The 17,090-nt window shown below is 35.6% G+C and carries 18 protein-coding genes; all 18 read right to left on the bottom strand.

The features are described from left to right. Position 1 precedes the first annotated feature (1 nt). Entirely contained in the window at positions 2–637 is a 636-nt protein-coding gene (lolB2, locus tag AC0INN_RS09465) for a flexirubin biosynthesis protein LolB2 (RefSeq protein WP_306612953.1), read from the bottom strand. Then, positions 603–1,229 carry a flexirubin biosynthesis/transport protein LolA2 gene (lolA2, locus tag AC0INN_RS09460; RefSeq protein WP_306612951.1) on the bottom strand — a complete coding sequence of 209 codons (627 nt, stop codon included), beginning with the start codon at positions 1,227–1,229 and terminating at the stop codon, positions 603–605. Before lolA2 ends, lolB2 begins: the two co-directional genes overlap by 35 nt. Beyond that, positions 1,226–1,978, bottom strand: coding sequence for a polysaccharide deacetylase family protein (locus AC0INN_RS09455; protein ID WP_273649909.1), 753 nt, complete (start codon positions 1,976–1,978; stop codon positions 1,226–1,228). Before AC0INN_RS09455 ends, lolA2 begins: the two co-directional genes overlap by 4 nt. Before the next feature lie 157 nt (positions 1,979–2,135). After that, positions 2,136–3,197 carry a beta-ketoacyl synthase chain length factor gene (locus AC0INN_RS09450; RefSeq protein WP_273649907.1) on the bottom strand — a complete coding sequence of 354 codons (1,062 nt, stop codon included), beginning with the start codon at positions 3,195–3,197 and terminating at the stop codon, positions 2,136–2,138. Continuing rightward, positions 3,194–4,393, bottom strand: a complete 1,200-nt coding sequence (locus AC0INN_RS09445) for a beta-ketoacyl-[acyl-carrier-protein] synthase family protein (RefSeq protein WP_273649905.1) — start codon at positions 4,391–4,393, stop codon at positions 3,194–3,196. Before AC0INN_RS09445 ends, AC0INN_RS09450 begins: the two co-directional genes overlap by 4 nt. Before the next feature lie 3 nt (positions 4,394–4,396). After that, positions 4,397–4,654, bottom strand: coding sequence for a phosphopantetheine-binding protein (locus tag AC0INN_RS09440; RefSeq protein WP_172281119.1), 258 nt, complete (start codon positions 4,652–4,654; stop codon positions 4,397–4,399). Between the two features lie 53 nt (positions 4,655–4,707). Then, positions 4,708–5,247, bottom strand: a complete 540-nt coding sequence (locus AC0INN_RS09435; RefSeq protein ID WP_273649903.1) for a beta-ketoacyl-[acyl-carrier-protein] synthase family protein — start codon at positions 5,245–5,247, stop codon at positions 4,708–4,710. A 10-nt stretch (positions 5,248–5,257) separates the two neighbouring features. Further along, the gene (locus tag AC0INN_RS09430) at positions 5,258–6,391 is read right to left on the bottom strand and encodes a beta-ketoacyl synthase N-terminal-like domain-containing protein (protein WP_273649901.1); all 1,134 of its coding nucleotides are present in this window, start codon (positions 6,389–6,391) and stop codon (positions 5,258–5,260) included. Beyond that, entirely contained in the window at positions 6,388–6,816 is a 429-nt protein-coding gene (locus AC0INN_RS09425) for an acyl-CoA thioesterase (protein ID WP_273649899.1), read from the bottom strand. Before AC0INN_RS09425 ends, AC0INN_RS09430 begins: the two co-directional genes overlap by 4 nt. After that, positions 6,806–8,074, bottom strand: a complete 1,269-nt coding sequence (locus AC0INN_RS09420) for an ABC transporter permease (protein WP_273649897.1) — start codon at positions 8,072–8,074, stop codon at positions 6,806–6,808. The genes AC0INN_RS09425 and AC0INN_RS09420 overlap by 11 nt, the downstream gene beginning before the upstream one ends. Then, on the bottom strand, positions 8,061–8,819 hold the full coding sequence (locus AC0INN_RS09415) for an ABC transporter ATP-binding protein (protein WP_172281109.1): 759 nt from the start codon (positions 8,817–8,819) through the stop codon (positions 8,061–8,063). Before AC0INN_RS09415 ends, AC0INN_RS09420 begins: the two co-directional genes overlap by 14 nt. 1 nt (position 8,820) lies before the next feature. Continuing rightward, positions 8,821–9,816, bottom strand: coding sequence for a BtrH-related acyltransferase DarH (gene darH / locus AC0INN_RS09410; protein ID WP_172281107.1), 996 nt, complete (start codon positions 9,814–9,816; stop codon positions 8,821–8,823). A 59-nt stretch (positions 9,817–9,875) separates the two neighbouring features. Next, positions 9,876–10,280: a flexirubin biosynthesis protein DarG gene (DarG, locus tag AC0INN_RS09405; RefSeq protein WP_273649894.1), complete on the bottom strand. Its 405-nt coding sequence runs from the start codon at positions 10,278–10,280 to the stop codon at positions 9,876–9,878. Positions 10,281–10,293: 13 nt separating this feature from the next. After that, entirely contained in the window at positions 10,294–10,734 is a 441-nt protein-coding gene (locus tag AC0INN_RS09400; RefSeq protein WP_273649892.1) for a hotdog family protein, read from the bottom strand. A gap of 5 nt (positions 10,735–10,739) precedes the next feature. Beyond that, entirely contained in the window at positions 10,740–11,171 is a 432-nt protein-coding gene (locus tag AC0INN_RS09395) for a hotdog family protein (RefSeq protein ID WP_172281101.1), read from the bottom strand. Next, positions 11,171–12,310 carry a dialkylresorcinol biosynthesis protein DarB gene (gene darB, locus AC0INN_RS09390; protein WP_172281099.1) on the bottom strand — a complete coding sequence of 380 codons (1,140 nt, stop codon included), beginning with the start codon at positions 12,308–12,310 and terminating at the stop codon, positions 11,171–11,173. Before darB ends, AC0INN_RS09395 begins: the two co-directional genes overlap by 1 nt. A gap of 3 nt (positions 12,311–12,313) precedes the next feature. After that, positions 12,314–13,228, bottom strand: coding sequence for a dialkylrecorsinol condensing enzyme DarA (locus AC0INN_RS09385; RefSeq protein WP_172281097.1), 915 nt, complete (start codon positions 13,226–13,228; stop codon positions 12,314–12,316). A gap of 45 nt (positions 13,229–13,273) precedes the next feature. Continuing rightward, positions 13,274–16,924 (bottom strand): MMPL family transporter, encoded by a 3,651-nt coding sequence (locus AC0INN_RS09380; protein ID WP_306612942.1) that lies wholly within the window; start codon positions 16,922–16,924, stop codon positions 13,274–13,276. Positions 16,925–17,090 lie beyond the last annotated feature (166 nt).

Here is a 17,090-nt window from a genome sequence, read left to right as displayed (position 1 = left end):
GTTACTCGGTTTCTGTTATTTGAACTAACTTTATATTGATCTTGAAATCTTTATGTTGAAGATTGATACTATCCGCGAATATATGTTTTTTTGCTTCAAAACTAAAATCGATTTTTGCTTTATTATTCCTTGTATACATGATCTGATGAAGCAAGCCGTCCTTTTTATCAAAAAACAGATAATACTTGTTGTGGTCTTCCTGAGAGACAAAAATCTTTGACTGATCATTTTCAAAACTTTCCTGTACCGGATAGGTCTGCTTCAGAAGATGTTGAAAATCATTCTTCAGGAAGTTTTTTACGATTTTCTTATCGAGATCAGGAATGATATAATTGATTTTGAAATCTTGATCTGAAATTTCAAAATCAATAAGCTTATTCCCAAAATCTGATGTCAATGCCACGCGATGTGTCGTTTCGTTGATCCTTTTTATGATAAGAATTCCACTCACGTGATTTTTATAAATATCGATCTGGCATTTATACACATAATCTTCTTTTGAAGAAAAATATAAGTTCTCAACAGATTTCTCAGTTCCTGGTGCAGGTTTTACATCATTAAGCTGATAGGTCTTACAGGATAAGAAAAACAGTAGAAGAGTACTATAAAGAAAACTCTGATACAGAAATCGGGGCATTGATCTTTGTGTTTTTGAAAACTATATTCGTCGTATCTCCCGATGCTTCCAGCATATTGACCTGGGCAACGGTGGATTCATTTTTAGGAAAATATAACTCGATCTGTTTGATGTACTTCAGGAGCTGAGCAGATTTAGGAGTAAATTTTGCAATATTGTAAGCAGAGCTTTTGAAGTAGGTGACGATGAATTCGGGATCACTAAACATTTTTCCATTGGAGCTTCCTACAATAAGTTTGTTAATTTTTTCAAATGTTTTACTTTTTGCATCAACAGAGGATTTCTTCCCCTGATCATTGATAAAGATTTTATTTTCCTTAAAAACAATGCTGTATTGATAAGGCTTGGTGTATTTCCAGCTTAGCATATTGGGCGATTTAAGAGACATCTTACCATAGGTGACAATGTTCTTATCCAGGAAATCCATTTTTTTGGTTTGGGTAAAGTCGCTCTGCAACGTTTTGATTTGTTGTGTTTCAGATGATACCTTCATTACAAACGCCTTTGCCTCGTTTCCTGTCATTGCTGTGTTTTGAGCAAAAAAGAAACCTGAAACCAATAAAAATGCTCCGAAAGCAATATTTTTAATCATTTTTTATTTGATTTTATAATTGAATCAATAGTAAAAGCAGAATACTTTTTATTCTTCAAAAATAGCAATAAATCTACCAAAACACGATAGGTCTTTTCTGAAGTGTCATGGAGAAGCACAATGCTGCCGGGTTTTATTTTAGATGTAATCCTTTTGTAGATTTTCCTTTCATCTTCTATAACGGTGTCCAGCGATCGTACATTCCAGCCGATACTTATTTTTCCGCTTCTTTTAATTGCTTTAGCTATGGAAGGATTGGTCACTCCAAATGGAGGCCTATATAATACGGTTGTGGTGTTTCCCACAGAGGCAATTATTTCATCACATTTTGTTATTTCATCAGTCATTTTTGCTGTCGGTAGAAAACCCGTTGAGTTAGAATGGGTATACGTATGGTTTCCAATGTTATGACCTTCGGCAATAATCCTTTTGAACGTATCAGGATATTTCTCAATTTGTTTTCCAATACAAAAAAATGTTGCTTTGATGTGATGTTCCTGAAGCAGATCTAAAAATTGAGGTGTAAACTCAGTCGGTCCGTCATCAAAAGTAAGGGCAACCTCTTTAACTTTTGTTTTTTTATGGGTAATGCTATTCACAAAATAGCCCAGCTTAATATCAAAGGAACCCCAAACCACAAATGCCGAAAAAAGCAAAAAGCAGAATACATATACCCAAAAGCTCCCGTGAAATGCATAAATAAATACATTACAGAATATATAAAACAGGATCATTGAATAATGCTTCATTGTATTGTTTTTTTGAATTTCCAATCTAAAATTTTTCATCCGGGGTTTGACACAGCAGAACGAAAAATCTAAAAAATTGAGAACATACCAGATGTTACCCGCTTACAATTTAACGATTTTGAAATGTAAAGATTAAAAATTCCGTCCTTTTATCCTATCATACCTTTTCTAACAATACCAAACTATGATCATTTCCTAAAAGATGATTATACAAAAGCACATTTTTAATCGCATTCTTTTTTATAGAATTGATCATCATGATCTCCGGGATTTGTTGATTTTTCAGAATATGACATGCCATAAATGTTGAAAAACCACTTGCCGTATTGTATTCTCCGCTTAAATGTTTATAATATAGCAATGCTGATTCAGGAAACAGGTTCATTGCTGTTTTATAATACGTATCCGATTCCTGATCGCCACTGAATCCTAAAATTACGGCATCAATATCGGTAAGAGAAAGATTATTCTTCACGAGAAAAGCTTCAATAAATCTTTCGGTTTCCTGCTGTTCAAGTTTATTGGTTATTTGAATGTCCCTGATCTGGGCATAAGAATTTTCCGCCTTATTTTTTCCAATGACAAAAAAGCTTGAACCTTCACCCCATAGTACACCTTTTGTTGTTGATGTTAAAAAATCAACAGGAAAATGTTCGGTTTTTTTAATGATGTGGCGGAGTTGGTAAAGTTCCATTGTTCTTTCGGTCTGTTCATCCGTACAGCCAACAAGTATATTTTCAGCCTCATCATCGGTAAGCTGAAGTTTGGCATCTAGTAGGGAAAACTCTAGAGCTGAAGAAGTATTGACATAAGTAAAATTATAAGCGTGGCATTGTAGAGCCAAAGCAATCTGGCCGGCTACGGTATTGTGCGTCGACTGAATAAAATAGGTTGGAGTTAAAAACTCCTCCTGATTGTCGATTACATTTTTTAAGAATTTTTCAGAATCCTGAGAACAGCCCATTCCGGTTCCTACAATAATGGCATCCGGTTTTTCTATTCCAGCTTCTTTCAAGGCATAGTGAGATGCGACCGAGCTCATTTTTACCGTTTTAGACATCCTCCTGATCATTGCTGCGGGAATGAATTCTTTATATGCCGGTTCTATTGCCTTTACAATTGGTATAGAGTTTTCAGGTTTGAACTGACCAAAAAAATCTTCAGCTAATGTATCCTGTACCGAAATACATGAAGCTCCATTGATATACACTGAACTCATGGCTTAGAGAAAATTAGTGTTGAACAATTTCCTCCGAATCCGAATGAGTTGGATAAGACATGGTTGATATTTTTTTTCCTAAGTTCAGTAACCGGAACCAGGTTGAATTCTTCCATAGGAGTTTTAAAATTCAAATTCGGAAATATAATGCCGTGCTGAATGGCTAAAATGGAATAAACTGCTTCTATTCCTGCCGCAGCGGCTAATGTATGTCCTGTAAAAGCTTTGGTGGAGCTGAATTCGGGAACATTTCCTTCTCCGAAAATACGGATCATTGCAATTCCTTCCGACAGGTCATTATTGGGAGTGGCTGTTCCATGAACATTGATGTAGTTAATTTCCTCTTTGTTGATTCCGGAAACCTTTAATGCCTGCTGCATCGCAAGATAGGCACCTTGTCCGTTTTCAGACGACGCGGTTTGATGATGGGCATCATTTGCATTTCCATAACCTGAAAGATAGGCAAGAACCTTTTTATTCTCTTTTTTTACAACTTCATCAGACTCCAGCACCAGAAAAGCTGCTGCTTCACCTAGATTCAATCCTTTTCTGTTCTGGTCGAAAGGAGTATTATAAGAATCAGTAAGAATCATTAGGGTATTAAACCCATTGAGTGTAAATTTGGATAAAGAATCTGTTCCGCCTACGATCACACGATCCAGCACCCCATTTTTAATAAGCTTAGCTCCCATCATGATCGCATTCGCTGCCGATGAGCATGCGGTACTTATTGTTGATACCATTCCTTTTAAGCCCAGATAATCTGCAATGGCTAAAGAGGAGTTTCCTGCATCATGAGCATCAATATATTTTTGCTTTTCAGGAAAGTCTTCATAGTTGTAGAAATACTTTTCAGTAATATCCATTCCTCCGACACTAGTCGAGGAAATCAGGCCTGTTCTGAAGGCATTGATATCGGAAATTCCTGCATTTTCTACAGCTTCTTTTGCAGCAATCATTCCCAATAAAGAGGTTCTTGTAACATTGTTGTCTTCATTCAGCTGAAGGTGTTGTACAAGTTCTTCATTAGACTGTTTTATTTCACCTGTTTTAATGTATCCTGCATGGCGGGTTTCAAACATTTGGATGTCCGAAATGCCATGCCGGCCTGTTGTCAGCGAAATAAAATTTTCTTCCACGTTGTTGCCAACGGAAGAAATGATGCCCATTCCTGTTATGGCAATTTTATGACCCATTAATTATTTTGTTCTGTTTTCTTCGATGAATTTTGCCATCGTATCGATAGATTGAAAAATTTCTTTTCCTTTCTTTGGATCAGCTAATTTTATTCCATAATCCTTATCCAGAAGAACAATCAGTTCTAACGCATCAATAGAGTCTAATCCTAAACCACCACCAAATAACGGGTCTGTGTCTTTGATTTCCTCAACAGCTACATCTTCAAGGTTAAGAACTTCTATAATTTTGTGTTTTAATTCTAATTTTAAATCTTCCATAATTATTATTTTAAGGTAACCCTATAACAATGTGCCAGATTACCAATGATATTTTATAATGCGAGCAAATATACAAAAGCTTTATAACTTTCCTGATATAGTTCCACCCAGCCACACAATACATTTTCTGCTTTTCCCGACTTCAGTAATTGCTGGGCATAATTGTTTAAAAAATTTTCATCAAATTCGTCTAAAATGAAAAAAGCATTTTCAGTCTGCATTTTATGTCGGATGCTTATTTCTCCTACACAAATGTTAGGCAATGTATACACAAAGACCGCAGGGCTGGGAAAATAATTCTCGTTGGAATTGATGCTTTCCTGATATTTAAAGTCCGTATCCAGGCTTGATGATTTATTGGCAAAAACCAAAGCGGTTTTGCTGTTATCCTGATCTTTCAGAAGCATTTCTGCGGCTAAAAAAGCAAGTTTGCTTAGCGGATCCATTTTATGGAACTTAGGATAATTAAGATCAAGGTTCTTGTAGGCTTCTTTAGCAAACTCCTGAAATGTTGTTTCCTTATTTGAGAAGACCATATTCCCGTTCATGGTAATTGTAGAGTTTTCTATAGTGCAAACAGCTGTTTTCTTCATCTTATCCGGTTTAACATTTTTCTAAAACAATTGCAGCATTACATCCTCCAAAACCTGAAGCGGTTTTTAAAATATATTTAATTTCTGAGTGTTGCTGTTCTTTTATAATATGCAGAGGTTGGGAGACACCCATCTCTTTAAAGTTTTTGGAGGGAAGAAGGGTATTGTGTAAAGCGCTTTCCATTGAAATGATACTTTCTAATAATCCCGATGCACCAAGACAATGTCCGTAAAACCCCTTCATACTATTCAAAGGGACATGTTGAAGCTCCATTCTGTTAAAAGCAACAGCTTCCATTTCATCATTATACAGGGTTGCTGTTCCGTGTGCAGAGATAAAATCAATATCAGTGGCAGCTACTTTAGCCTCTGTCATGGCATTCCTGATACTTTTATACAGTCCGTCTCCTGTTCTTGAAGGACCTGAAATATGGTTAGCGTCATTAATAGCAGAATCTCCGAGAATTTTAAACCTAAACTGATCAGGAGAAATTGCCCAGGAAGTTATATATACCGCTGCCGCAGCCTCTCCGATATTGATCCCGTTTCGATTTTTGTCATAAGGCTGGCAAGGTTCTTTTGCCAGAGCCTGAAAAGAGTTAAAACCGGAGATAACAAACTCCGTGATTTCATCACCTGCAATGACAAAAGCATCTTTATAATTTCCCGATTGAATCAGGTTTTTAGCTACGCCAATAGCCATCACTCCTGAAACACAGGCGTTAGAAACAACAATGGGCTTTGATTTAAATCCAAAAAAATCAGCGATCTTTTGTGCCAAGACAGAAAGAAATGCCCCCTCTGGTAAAGAAGATTGATTCTTTAGTAAGCTCACATTTCCCTTTGTGGTAGATAATATAAAAGCTGTTTCTGTAGTAATGTCGTGCCTTTCTATTAAAGGTTTTAAGCACAACAGGAACATTTTTTCCAATCGGGTGAAATTCTGGTCGGGAAAATGACTGTTGAATTCCGCATTTAATTTTTCCGTATCCACCATTGAAGCATATACTGCTTCCTGGTTCTCTAAAATTGGATGCTGGGCAACTCCGGACTGGTTTTGCAACAGAGCATGCCAATTGTCATTGAGGTTCATACCCAGCGGAGTGACGCAGTTATAATCAGTTATGTAGATCTCCTTCATCATGACAATTTCATTTTATCTTTCCATTTCTGAAAGAAGTCGGGATTATAGAGGCATAAATTTCCGTCATTATCTAAAAATACCTGAATGGTCTCGCCTTTGCAAACCAGTTTATTATCCTGATTGAATATTTCATAAGTAAAGATCAGTTTTGCCGCAACCGAATTCACAAAAGTAGTTTCTATCCTGAAGATTTCTCCGTATTTTAAGGGAAGAAAATGCTCGCAGGTGCTTTTTACAATAGGAGTAAGGTAACCGGCATTCTGGATGTCGAGATACGAAAGTCCGTGCTCCCTTCCAAAAGCTTCCCTTCCGTCTTCAAAATAGACAATATAATGACCATGCCAGACAATTCCCAAAGGATCTGTTTCATTGAATCTTACTCTGACTTGTTCAGAAAAGGTAATATTTTTTTCTTTAGACTGCATTTTTTTTCCTTTCGTAAAAAATAGAAATTGTGACCATAGCGATATAAAATAAAAATAATAAAATAAGCTCTTTCGCTATATCGGTGATTCCACTGTTTCTTAAAATAATATCGTAATATGCATTAAGTCCCCAGTTCATGGGTGAGAACTTGGCCATATGCTGCATAAATTCAGGCATCAGGAACACGGGAACCCAGATTCCACCAATAGCAGCCAATACAACAACAGATGTTGCGCCAAAAGGCGCAGACTGTTCCTGAGTATCTGCAATGGTTCCCAATAAAACCCCAAACCCAATAGCGGCAAGCCCGGCAAATAAAGTAACCACAATAAGGTGGAACATTTTTCCCGACACATCGAAAGCCGGAAGATTCATGTATGGGAAAAGGTATATACCTACAGCAACCATCAGTAAAAACTGAATCATACAAATGATCAGATAAGTACATGTTTTACCGAGAATATGAATATAATAAGGTGTTGGACTCACTCTGGCTCTAACACTGGTGCCCTGGCTTTTTTCTTTAACCAGATTGATGGAAAGAGGGACTACAATGAAAAAGATAGCAAATAATGTCCATGCAGGAACGTTATGCTGAACAGAATTCGGGATTATCTCCACATTGCCTTTCGATGGAGTGATCTCTTTAAAGCTGATGAGATTCTTGTTTTCCTCCAGGTTTTCTGTTGTTCCGAGCTGATTCTGGAAAGCTTTGTAAATTTTTTTATTTTCAATCTCAAAGATCATTTTATTCACAGAATTCATCACGGAGTTTTTGAAGCCTGCATTGGTTGCAGGATCAAAATATAAATGAATATCTTTTGTCTTTGGAGCTGTTTTTTTTACAGCTGCGGAGTCAGTTTCCAGTCCGAAAGAACTTACGATCGTCTGAACTTTGGATTCTATATTTGAATTCAGGTTTTTGGTTAAGTCTTCAGGAATGACAATGGCCATCTGATATTCGCCCGAAAAAACGGCGTCCCGGGCGGACTTTTCGTTGTAATGGGTCAGAAGCTGAAATGTCTTGCTGTTTTCCAGTTCCTTTTTTATATTTTGAGAAACGTCAGACTTGTCTTTATCGATAAAAATGATTGGTATTTTGGATCCTTCCAGATTTTTAAAAGTCGAATCCTGAATCAATGTGATAGTAACGATAAGCAGCAAAGGCATCACAAAAATAATAACGATCCCTCCGATATCCCTTTTTAATAAAAGGATTTCTTTAATAAAACTTCTCCACAATTTATACAACAACATCTCTTAGTTCTTTTCCGGTTAATGAAATGAAAACGTCTTCCAGATTTTCGGCGGAAGCTATCTGTGCAACAAGCTCCTCCGGGGTCCCTGTAGCATGGATCTTCCCTCTGTCGATAATGGCAATTTTTGTACAAAATTCCTCGGCTTCTGAAAGATGGTGGGAGGTATAAATAATACAGGTTCCGTTTTTATTGAGTTCCTGAAGGAAATCAATGATCACTTTTTTGGATTGTACATCTACTCCTACGGTAGGCTCATCCAGGAAAAGGACTTTAGGATTGTGAAGTGTTCCTGCAATAAGATTACAACGACGTTTCATACCTCCTGAAAATTGTTCTACCTTTTTATTGGCAAATTTTGATAATCCCATAATTTCGAGGGATTCATCAATGCTTTTATGAAGTGCTTTATGCTTGAGCCCATATAAGCTTCCAAAGAATAACAAATTCTCTTTTGCAGTAAGGGTAGGATAAAGAGCATATTCCTGAGGAACTATTCCAATGATCTGCTTTATTTTAAAACTGTTTTTCTGTGGTGAAAGACCATTAATGGTAAACTGGCCGGAAGTGGGCTTGATCAGTCCCGAAAGCATGGAAATGAGGGTCGTTTTTCCCGCACCGTTTGGCCCAAGAATTCCATAGATTTCGTTTTTGTCGATATTTAAAGAAATATCATTGACAGAAAACTCATCAGAGTTCTTGTATTTTTTATAAAGATTTTTAATTTCAATAATATGCTCTGCCATATCAGATTGCTTTTCTTAGTTTTTTATAGAAAGCTTCTTCCAGATCTGCTATATGAAGCATTGATTTCGAAAGTTCCTGATAAATATTGCTTTTTGAATTCCTGTTTTTATAAACGCGGGCAATATCCACAGCAAAGTCTCTCCATAGATCACCTATGGCTGTAATTTCTTTTGACAACTCCCTTAATTGATCATTCTTAAGAATTTCTGCTGCTTCTTGTAAAAAAGCTCCGTAAATAAATCTGAATCCGCCACCACCGGTTCCTATTTCTTCCTGCATTCTTATTAATTGCCCCAAATAATGGTTGGTCACTTTCGTTCCTTTTTTCTCGGCCCATTTGGGAATACTTTTCGCGACCCATCTCATGGCTTTTACTCCTATGAGAGGCACGGGAGCAAGCATATTTTTACAGGTGTCTTTAATCCCTTTTTTTATGGCTTCTTCCAAATGGATGTTTTCCGGGATATAAACGGGATAATACATATGTCCTTTTGGTGGTAATGCTCCCTTTGCATATCTTACTTTTTCGAGTTCAGCTTCAGATAATGTGGTTACGTAATCCATTACAGGATCACTGATCAGAAACCTTCCGTCTTCCTTTCCGTAAACGACAAGATTATGCGCATTAAAATGAAATTTATATTCTTCCGGGAAATACGTAAGGTTAAAAACCCCGACCTGAAGTCCTGTAGGGATATTGTTCTCTAAGTTTTTTTCTAATGCTACCTGGGCATCTTTAGGATTTGAGAATTTTTGTCTTTTAATTTTAATACCCAATCTTTTTGCTGCTTTGCTGAAAATAGCACCTGGCATCGGACGATAGCTAAAGCCCGGTGCAAAGTTTACTTTTAGGAAAGGCAGATACACAAAAAATAACCCCGAACCTATTCCGAAAATCATAGGTTCGCTTAATTTTATACCTTTATAGAGTAATAAATTAGAGGCAACACCGTTTTCGCAATGAGCGGTTTGGTGGTGTTCAAAATTCAATTTCATCCTTATATTTTTTTATTTCAGGGAAGATAGAATCAGTATCAATTATGTACTTTATCTTATTATCTTCCATTGAAATTTTTTAATTCTTCTACTGTGATTCCGAATGCATCAGCATATTTTTTCAGCACAGTATCGCTTAGTGTTCTAAATACTTTTGGTTTGGTATGTCTTTTTATCCGCCACTGCCACATTCCGACATATGCAGAAAGGACAGCCATATCCATTTTATTTAATTCCATGAAATAAATGATCGGACTTACGATCTGAGCAGCAACGTTTTGCCGGGCTTCTTCTATCCTCTCATTAATAAGAGCCATGGATTCGTCAAGGGCAAGCTTTTTGGCTTCCCAGCCAATACTGTTTGCTGTTGTATAATTGTCATTTTCATCGGTAACATATACCACTTCGGTCATGTTCGCTGATTTCAGATTACTTTCGTCCTGTGGAAGATCCTGCTTTTTCATAGTCTGTTTTTTATTATGATAGTTTTTGAATAAACAGATTGATTTCAGCTCTTATCAATAATTCATTATTATTAAAAGTTTCGCAGAAGATATTGCATATATTCTCATATTTGGAAATAAGCGATGCCTTCGAAATGATCGTATCACCCACTTTCGGTAATGAAAAGACTTCGATTTTTTTAATATTGGTAATGAATCCGATCACTTTTGTTTCTATTTCGGGTCCTTCAAAAAAACTCTGGCCTACAATAGAGGAGCATGTTTGTGCGGAATTTTCGATTAACCCTGCTTCTACAAGTTCATTGTTATGAACAAAAATATTATCTGCTGTTATCAGAAAGGAAGTAATCACATTTTCTTCTGTTAATTCCAAAATATAATCTACCATCAGCATCGGTTCCCGATGAGGTAAAAAGTTATGGATATTGATGATATTGTCTTCCTTAATTTTCATTACTATTATTTTACAACAGTTTTCATTTGAGAGCTTGCGATAGTTAGTCCGTTCAGTTTCGTAATACAGTTAACTAATGTAACTCCCATTACTTCGTTGAGGATTGCCACTTCTGTTTTTAGCTCATCTCCAAGTTTGGGTAAAGATTCCGCGTCAAAAGATTTGATGGCTCCTATATAACCCGTTGGAGCTTCTTTACCTAAAAGGTAATACTTATAGCCTGTATGCAAAGCTACGCTTTGAGCCTGATGTTCGATCAATCCCGATGCCTGGAATATTCCATCCTGCAAGAAGATATTGTCTTCTTTTATCGTAAAACCCGAGACCAAATGATTCTCAGAGTATTCAGTTAATTCATTCACCATGACAAAAGGAAACCTCTGTGGAATTAAACTTTCCACAAAACTTTTATCAGATGTTGGCAGATTGATTTCCATTAGCAAACCGTTAATAATGCACAGGAGTAAGCAAACCTTCCACTTTCAGGAACACAAAGAAGTACTTTTTCCCCCTTTTTCAGTTTTCCTGAATTCATCAGTTCTTCTAAAGCAATGAAAATAGAGCCAGCTCCAATATTTCCTACTTCGGAAAGGTTATAATACCATTTTTCCCATGGGAAATCCATTCCTTTTTTGGCAAATTCTTCCTTAAGCCCATTTTTAAAGTAACCGGATGAAATATGTGCCAGGACGTGATCTATTTTTTCAGGGTCTAGCTGGTGCTTGTCGAAAGAAGCTCTTAAACTTTCTGCCCCTTTTACTAATATATATTGATCCAGAAGCTTTGTATCCTGCTTTAATGCAAAAAGAGACTGCTTCAGCCATTCATCAGATGGATAATCTGCCCATGATTTTAAGCTTCCGTCCTCTTGCTTTTCACAGCCGGAATACATACAAGCTTCAATTTCATGTGCATAAGAATAGAAATCGATGAATTCTACTTTTAAAGAAATGCTGTTTTCCCTTGGTTTGTTTTCTAATAATAAAGCACCTGCACCATCGGAAAGCATCCATCTTAAAAATTCTCTTTTAAAAGCAATAATAGGTCTTTCCTCCAGTAGTTTCAGGTTTTCTGCTTCGTGATTGAATTTATCTGCTGTCATCCAGGCCGAAAATCTCTCAGAACCTACACAAACCGCATTATCACGTACACCGGCTTTTACAGAAAGAAAACCATAATTAAAGGCATTCATTCCTGAATTACAAAGTCCTGTTGAGGTATTGATTTCTATAGATTTTCCCACATTCAGCTCTCCATGAACCATCGAAGCATGAGAAGGCTGAATCTGATCTGCAGAAGTAGTTCCACAAGATAATAACTGAATATCATCTTTCGTGAAATTTTCATCAAACAACCCTTCTACAGCTCTTGCTGTGATCTGAGCATTGGTATGGGTAGGTTGGCTGTTTTTATCTAAAGCGTAATATCTTGTTTTAATCTGATTATTTCTTAAGATCAAAGCTCTTGCTTTAGAGGGGGTGTCATTGACCAAGCCAAGATAGCTTTCCATCTCATCATTAGAAACCGGATCATTGGGTAAGTATGTTGAAGCTTTGGTTATAAATACGTCGTTCATCTCTTATTTTAAATTTATTCCTTGTAAATATTTTTTTTCTTTCATTCTTTTAGATCTCAAAAGAGGTGCCAACAATATGTGAAAAACTAAAACAATAGGGGAAATAATCCATATCGCTGCCATCAAATATACCTTAAAGAATTTGATAAGCATAGGTCGCTTTTCTTTTTTTCTGATAATAAGGTTAGACCATACAGTAAAGATTTTGTTCCCTACTTTTTCCACCCTTACTAAAAAAGGTCTGATTTCTACAGCTCCGTTCTTTACCAGTTCAGGTTGCAGATTATCATAGTGGTTATTATCGAAATGCCTTTTGATGATGTTACCGTATTTTCCGGCTCCGGCAATCTCTTCATCAGAAATTCCTGCTGCCGGAAGCATTCCCGATTTTTCTTTTTTTCCAGTTGTCAACCAGCGCAAAATAGTCAATACACTGGTATAATTATCATGTCTGTCTACCAATGCAATGTTTCCGACCAGTTTTGCATTTAAGTTTTTTAAATATACCTTAAGTTTTTCCTGCGAAAGCATCCACATATTTCGGGTTCCTGAAACAGTAACGACAGGAGTGTCTTTTAAAATGTTTTCCGCATAACCGCTTTTTAAGAAAGAGATAATTGGAATTGAGGGAGTTAAATACCAAACCTGGTACCCGAAAATAATAAGATCGAATTTCTTATTCAATACTTCTTCGGGCGGAGGAAGAATTTCTCTTGGGATCTGTAAATAAGACTCCGGGAATGTATTGAAAAAAACATCACCTGGCCATGGAAAAGGGAAGTCTTCCTTAAGCTTAATGCTATAATAGGTGACATTATATTCGTCCTTTTTATCCTCAAAAGGCTGGGCAATATTCTTTACAATATCCTCTAATTGGCCCGTTTGTGTATAGTATAAGACAAGTATGTTCTTCTGCATGGAAATTTTTATTGTTTACAAAAATATAATTTTATAATTTATCTGTTATCTCTTATAGATTTTAATTGATTCTGAACTAAAATATAAATTATATTCGTCGTTTTGAAACAATAAGTTTTTAATATTGAAGAAAATAATAATATCAGGAAGCTGATCAATACTGTTTAAAGCATAGTTATCACTGGAAACTAAAAGTATACCAACCTTTTTATTAATCTCTGAAATTGTGGATATATAGTTTATTTTTCTTTTTTTAACGAGATAATTATGATCAGCGATTTCTCTTTTTTCAATATCCGGAATCAAACTGAATATCTTGCGGTTTGCCTGTTGAAGAGAAAGTAGGATATCAATCTGGCCGTAGTCATCTGCAATATGAAGAAGCGTTGCGTCTTTAGGAATATGCTTGTTCAATTCAAAGTAAGCAGACTTATTGATCCTGAAATCTTCTTTAACCTGTTTTACAATCTCATTTTCCTTATACAAAAAGCTCAGAAACAGCTTCTTTTTAAAGTAATCCTCATCCTCCAGCTCTTCTCTTAGCTTTGAAAACTCTTCTCTGAAATAAGCGTTTATTTTTTTTGTTCGTTCAGAATACGTGGACCCAAAACTCTCATCATTTTGATGGATACGATCTCCTACTTTTACCGTAATGCTCCCATCATAAATGATAAAGTCTCCTTTTGGCAATACTTCCGAGTTGCCATGAATATATACAGGCAAAATATCCAGATTCAATTGTTCAGAAAGGTAGAAAGCTCCTTTATGAAATCTTTTGATATCATTTGTATAAGAACGTTCTGCTTCCGGAAAGACCACCAGCGAATATCCTTGTTGTACCTTTTCTTTTAATTTGTCAATTCCGTTTTCAATACCTTGGGAAACCGGATAAAAACCTAATGCCTTTACAAGTTTTCCAAAAATAGGTGAGTTATACACCCAATCATTTACAAGATATACAATCTTGTAATTGGTCATTGCCAGTGCTAGTGTATCCAGGAATGAAGTATGATTGGCAATAATAATAGCAGGTTTACTGAAATCTTCTTCAGGATTTTTTATCACCGTCTTTTTTACAAATGGATTACTATATAAAACAGAAGTTAAAAACCGGGCAATGAATATTTTGATATACCTGAGTGTATTTCCCTTGGCGTTTTTAACAAAAAAAGCGCCAAACAAGGAAAAAAGAAATCCTCCAAGCCCATAGTAGGCAAACGATAACACGGAGTGAATGAATAATCTAAAAGTAATAGGAGAAAGTCCCTTTTTTGCTCTGTTAATAATTAAAAGTCTGAACCAGAACGGATACAAAGTAGAAGTAATGATAATAACAGAAAACATTCCTATTAAAGCCACCAGTGCCAAAGAGTGTAATGCCGGGTGCTTGGCAAAAATCAATGAGCCGATCGATAAAATAGTGGTGAAAACAGCTAAAATGATTGAGATCCTGTAAGTAGGAAGTTCATTTTTACCTGTAGTATGTTCCTTTTGCATAGCCTTTGTCAGAAAGATGCTGAAATCGTCTCCGACTCCAAAGATGAGGGTACAGACTACAGTACTGAAAATATTGAGTTCCAGCCCTAAGAAATAAAGAATGCCGGCTGTAACCACTCCTGTTAATACAATAGGGAACATGGTAAGGACAGTGAGTTCAAAATTTCTGAAAAAGACAATAATAGTAAGGATGATGGCGAGTAGTGAATAATTGATCAGGGTGTTGAAATCTCTTTTCAATAATCCCAGAAAATTCTCATTCATTTGCTGGCGGTCAATAGCAAGAACATCCTGCTTTTTTTCTACATCTCTGATAAAAGCATCTCTTTTAGTTTCATCCACTTTTATAATATTGGAAATAGTATAAAATCCTTTTTCATTGCTTAAAAATTCAGATACCTGTAATGCTTTTATTTTTTCATAATCCTCAATGCTGCGGGTGGAGTAGTTTTTGTTTAAAAGTTCTGTAAATTGCTTAAAAGCTGAACTATTAAATCCAAATTTGTTTCCATTGTTTACCAATTCTGAAACCGTTTGATTTTTCTTTTGGTCGTTCCAGAATTTTTTCCAGTTTTCAATCTTTTTTTGCTGATCCTTTTCAGACAGGACCACATTGCCCAGAGAATTATAGCTCAGGATTTTTCCTTCCTTTTTTTCTTTTTCCAGAAAATGGTTCAGTTGGGTGTTTCGGGTTAATGCTTCTTCTTCAGAATTACCATAGGAAATGGTGTAGATTGATTTTGAAGTAATATCTGAAAGCTTCTGTAATTTTGCTTCGCTTATTTTCAGATCCTTTGGAATGTAATTTAGATCTCCAATGTCTTCATTAAAACCCACGTGCCTGAATCCAAATAAGCAGGCAATAATGACCAGGGAGCATCCTATAATTAGGGGTTTGTTCTTTTCATAGGGATAAAAGCCGATCCTGTCAATGAAATTTGTGCTTGCTTTTTTTCCTTTTTCTTTAGTGTGGTATAGTTGGGGAACAATAATCAGGGCTGAAATGGAAGAAAGCATTACCGTTATGGAAGCAAATAGTCCCAGATCCTTTAAGGCTTCCGATCTTACGAAGACAAGACATAAGAATGAAACCGCAGTGGTAGCACTGCTTAAAATAATAGGTTGGGTAATTTCTTTATAGAGCTCTTCAATATTATTATTGTGTTTATAGTGTGTAAGAATGTGCAAGGCATAATCTATTGTAATTCCGATAAGGATTGCTCCGACACTTAATGAAATTGCTGAGATCTTATCCTTAATAAAATATAAGATAAGCAGTGCCAGTAGAACAGAAAATACCGTAGGAAGAAAAACAATAATCGGAGTGAAGAAATTCCTGAAATAATAAATAAGCAGGATCAGCAGTACAGTCATGGAAATCATTACTGTATTCTGAATGTCCTTTTTTATCTGTTCAGCATTTGCAACCGCAATTACGGGTGAACCAAAGTAGCTGATTTCTGTTTTTCCTTTAAATTCTTTATTAAGATCATCCTTTATTTTGTTGAGCTGGTCTACAAAAAATTCATTGTTTTTAGTATCGTTACTTTTGTTTTTAGGATCAATAAAAAGTAATAAATTTTTTCCGTCTTTCGTTACAATAAAATTATCCTCCAGCTTAAAATCTTTGCTGACGTTAAGTGCATTCAATTTTTTAATGCCTAAAAAAGTAATTCCGAGGGGATCTTTTTTTATAAATTCTTTTGTAACCAGGCTTGTTGGGGAAGCAAGAGAAATGTAATTGTTTTCTACCTGTTTTGCAATGCTGTCTTTCTGAATCTTCCTGTTGATTTCTTTATAGTCATTTTCATCTAAAAACAAAGGGAGGTTTTGATTTACAAAATCAAAAGTCTCGGAAATTTCACTGTCATTTACCTTTCCCTGAATCGCTCCGATATACTTTTCTAAAGGAGAAATTTTTTCCAGAAAAGTATTGGCGGTTTCAGAAAGCTGAAAATTATCCTCCGAAGATTTATTCTCAATGATGACGATGATCTTATCTGAAAAATTAAGTTGTTTAAGAATTTTTGCAGTAAGATCAGATTTTTCACTTTTAGGAATGATCTGATTGATGTCTTCCTCGAAATTTATTTTTGATGCAAAAAACAGGCAAACCAAAGCAATTCCCACTGCAAATAATGCAGATAGAACTCTGTTTTTGGAGATTAAATAGTATAAAAATATAAAAAAACGATGCATCGCATTAAAAAATCAAGTTTGCAAATTTAATTTTTTAAGTATTAGTTCAAAACTTTTACCCCGTAAGTTTATTTTAAAATCAATAAAATGTTTAGGTAAAATAAAAAAAACTTATACTTTTGCAAATGTCCCTCATAATAATATATTTTAAAACAAAATTATTCTG

The organism is Chryseobacterium subflavum (assembly GCF_055762745.1).
The sequence above is the reverse complement of the archived record's forward strand: the minus strand, read 5'-3'. Positions and strand labels throughout refer to the sequence as shown.

What these genes read in the sequence shown, in the direction of transcription:
- lolB2 (WP_306612953.1), bottom strand. Translation starts at nt 637, where the DNA reads ATGCCCCGATTTCTGTATCAGAGTTTTCTTTATAGTACTCTTCTACTG.
- lolA2 (WP_306612951.1), bottom strand. Translation starts at nt 1,229, where the DNA reads ATGATTAAAAATATTGCTTTCGGAGCATTTTTATTGGTTTCAGGTTTC.
- AC0INN_RS09455 (WP_273649909.1), bottom strand. Translation starts at nt 1,978, where the DNA reads ATGAAGCATTATTCAATGATCCTGTTTTATATATTCTGTAATGTATTT.
- AC0INN_RS09450 (WP_273649907.1), bottom strand. Translation starts at nt 3,197, where the DNA reads ATGAGTTCAGTGTATATCAATGGAGCTTCATGTATTTCGGTACAGGAT.
- AC0INN_RS09445 (WP_273649905.1), bottom strand. Translation starts at nt 4,393, where the DNA reads ATGGGTCATAAAATTGCCATAACAGGAATGGGCATCATTTCTTCCGTT.
- AC0INN_RS09440 (WP_172281119.1), bottom strand. Translation starts at nt 4,654, where the DNA reads ATGGAAGATTTAAAATTAGAATTAAAACACAAAATTATAGAAGTTCTT.
- AC0INN_RS09435 (WP_273649903.1), bottom strand. Translation starts at nt 5,247, where the DNA reads ATGAAGAAAACAGCTGTTTGCACTATAGAAAACTCTACAATTACCATG.
- AC0INN_RS09430 (WP_273649901.1), bottom strand. Translation starts at nt 6,391, where the DNA reads ATGATGAAGGAGATCTACATAACTGATTATAACTGCGTCACTCCGCTG.
- AC0INN_RS09425 (WP_273649899.1), bottom strand. Translation starts at nt 6,816, where the DNA reads ATGCAGTCTAAAGAAAAAAATATTACCTTTTCTGAACAAGTCAGAGTA.
- AC0INN_RS09420 (WP_273649897.1), bottom strand. Translation starts at nt 8,074, where the DNA reads ATGTTGTTGTATAAATTGTGGAGAAGTTTTATTAAAGAAATCCTTTTA.
- AC0INN_RS09415 (WP_172281109.1), bottom strand. Translation starts at nt 8,819, where the DNA reads ATGGCAGAGCATATTATTGAAATTAAAAATCTTTATAAAAAATACAAG.
- darH (WP_172281107.1), bottom strand. Translation starts at nt 9,816, where the DNA reads ATGAAATTGAATTTTGAACACCACCAAACCGCTCATTGCGAAAACGGT.
- DarG (WP_273649894.1), bottom strand. Translation starts at nt 10,280, where the DNA reads ATGAAAAAGCAGGATCTTCCACAGGACGAAAGTAATCTGAAATCAGCG.
- AC0INN_RS09400 (WP_273649892.1), bottom strand. Translation starts at nt 10,734, where the DNA reads ATGAAAATTAAGGAAGACAATATCATCAATATCCATAACTTTTTACCT.
- AC0INN_RS09395 (WP_172281101.1), bottom strand. Translation starts at nt 11,171, where the DNA reads ATGGAAATCAATCTGCCAACATCTGATAAAAGTTTTGTGGAAAGTTTA.
- darB (WP_172281099.1), bottom strand. Translation starts at nt 12,310, where the DNA reads ATGAACGACGTATTTATAACCAAAGCTTCAACATACTTACCCAATGAT.
- AC0INN_RS09385 (WP_172281097.1), bottom strand. Translation starts at nt 13,228, where the DNA reads ATGCAGAAGAACATACTTGTCTTATACTATACACAAACGGGCCAATTA.
- AC0INN_RS09380 (WP_306612942.1), bottom strand. Translation starts at nt 16,924, where the DNA reads ATGCATCGTTTTTTTATATTTTTATACTATTTAATCTCCAAAAACAGA.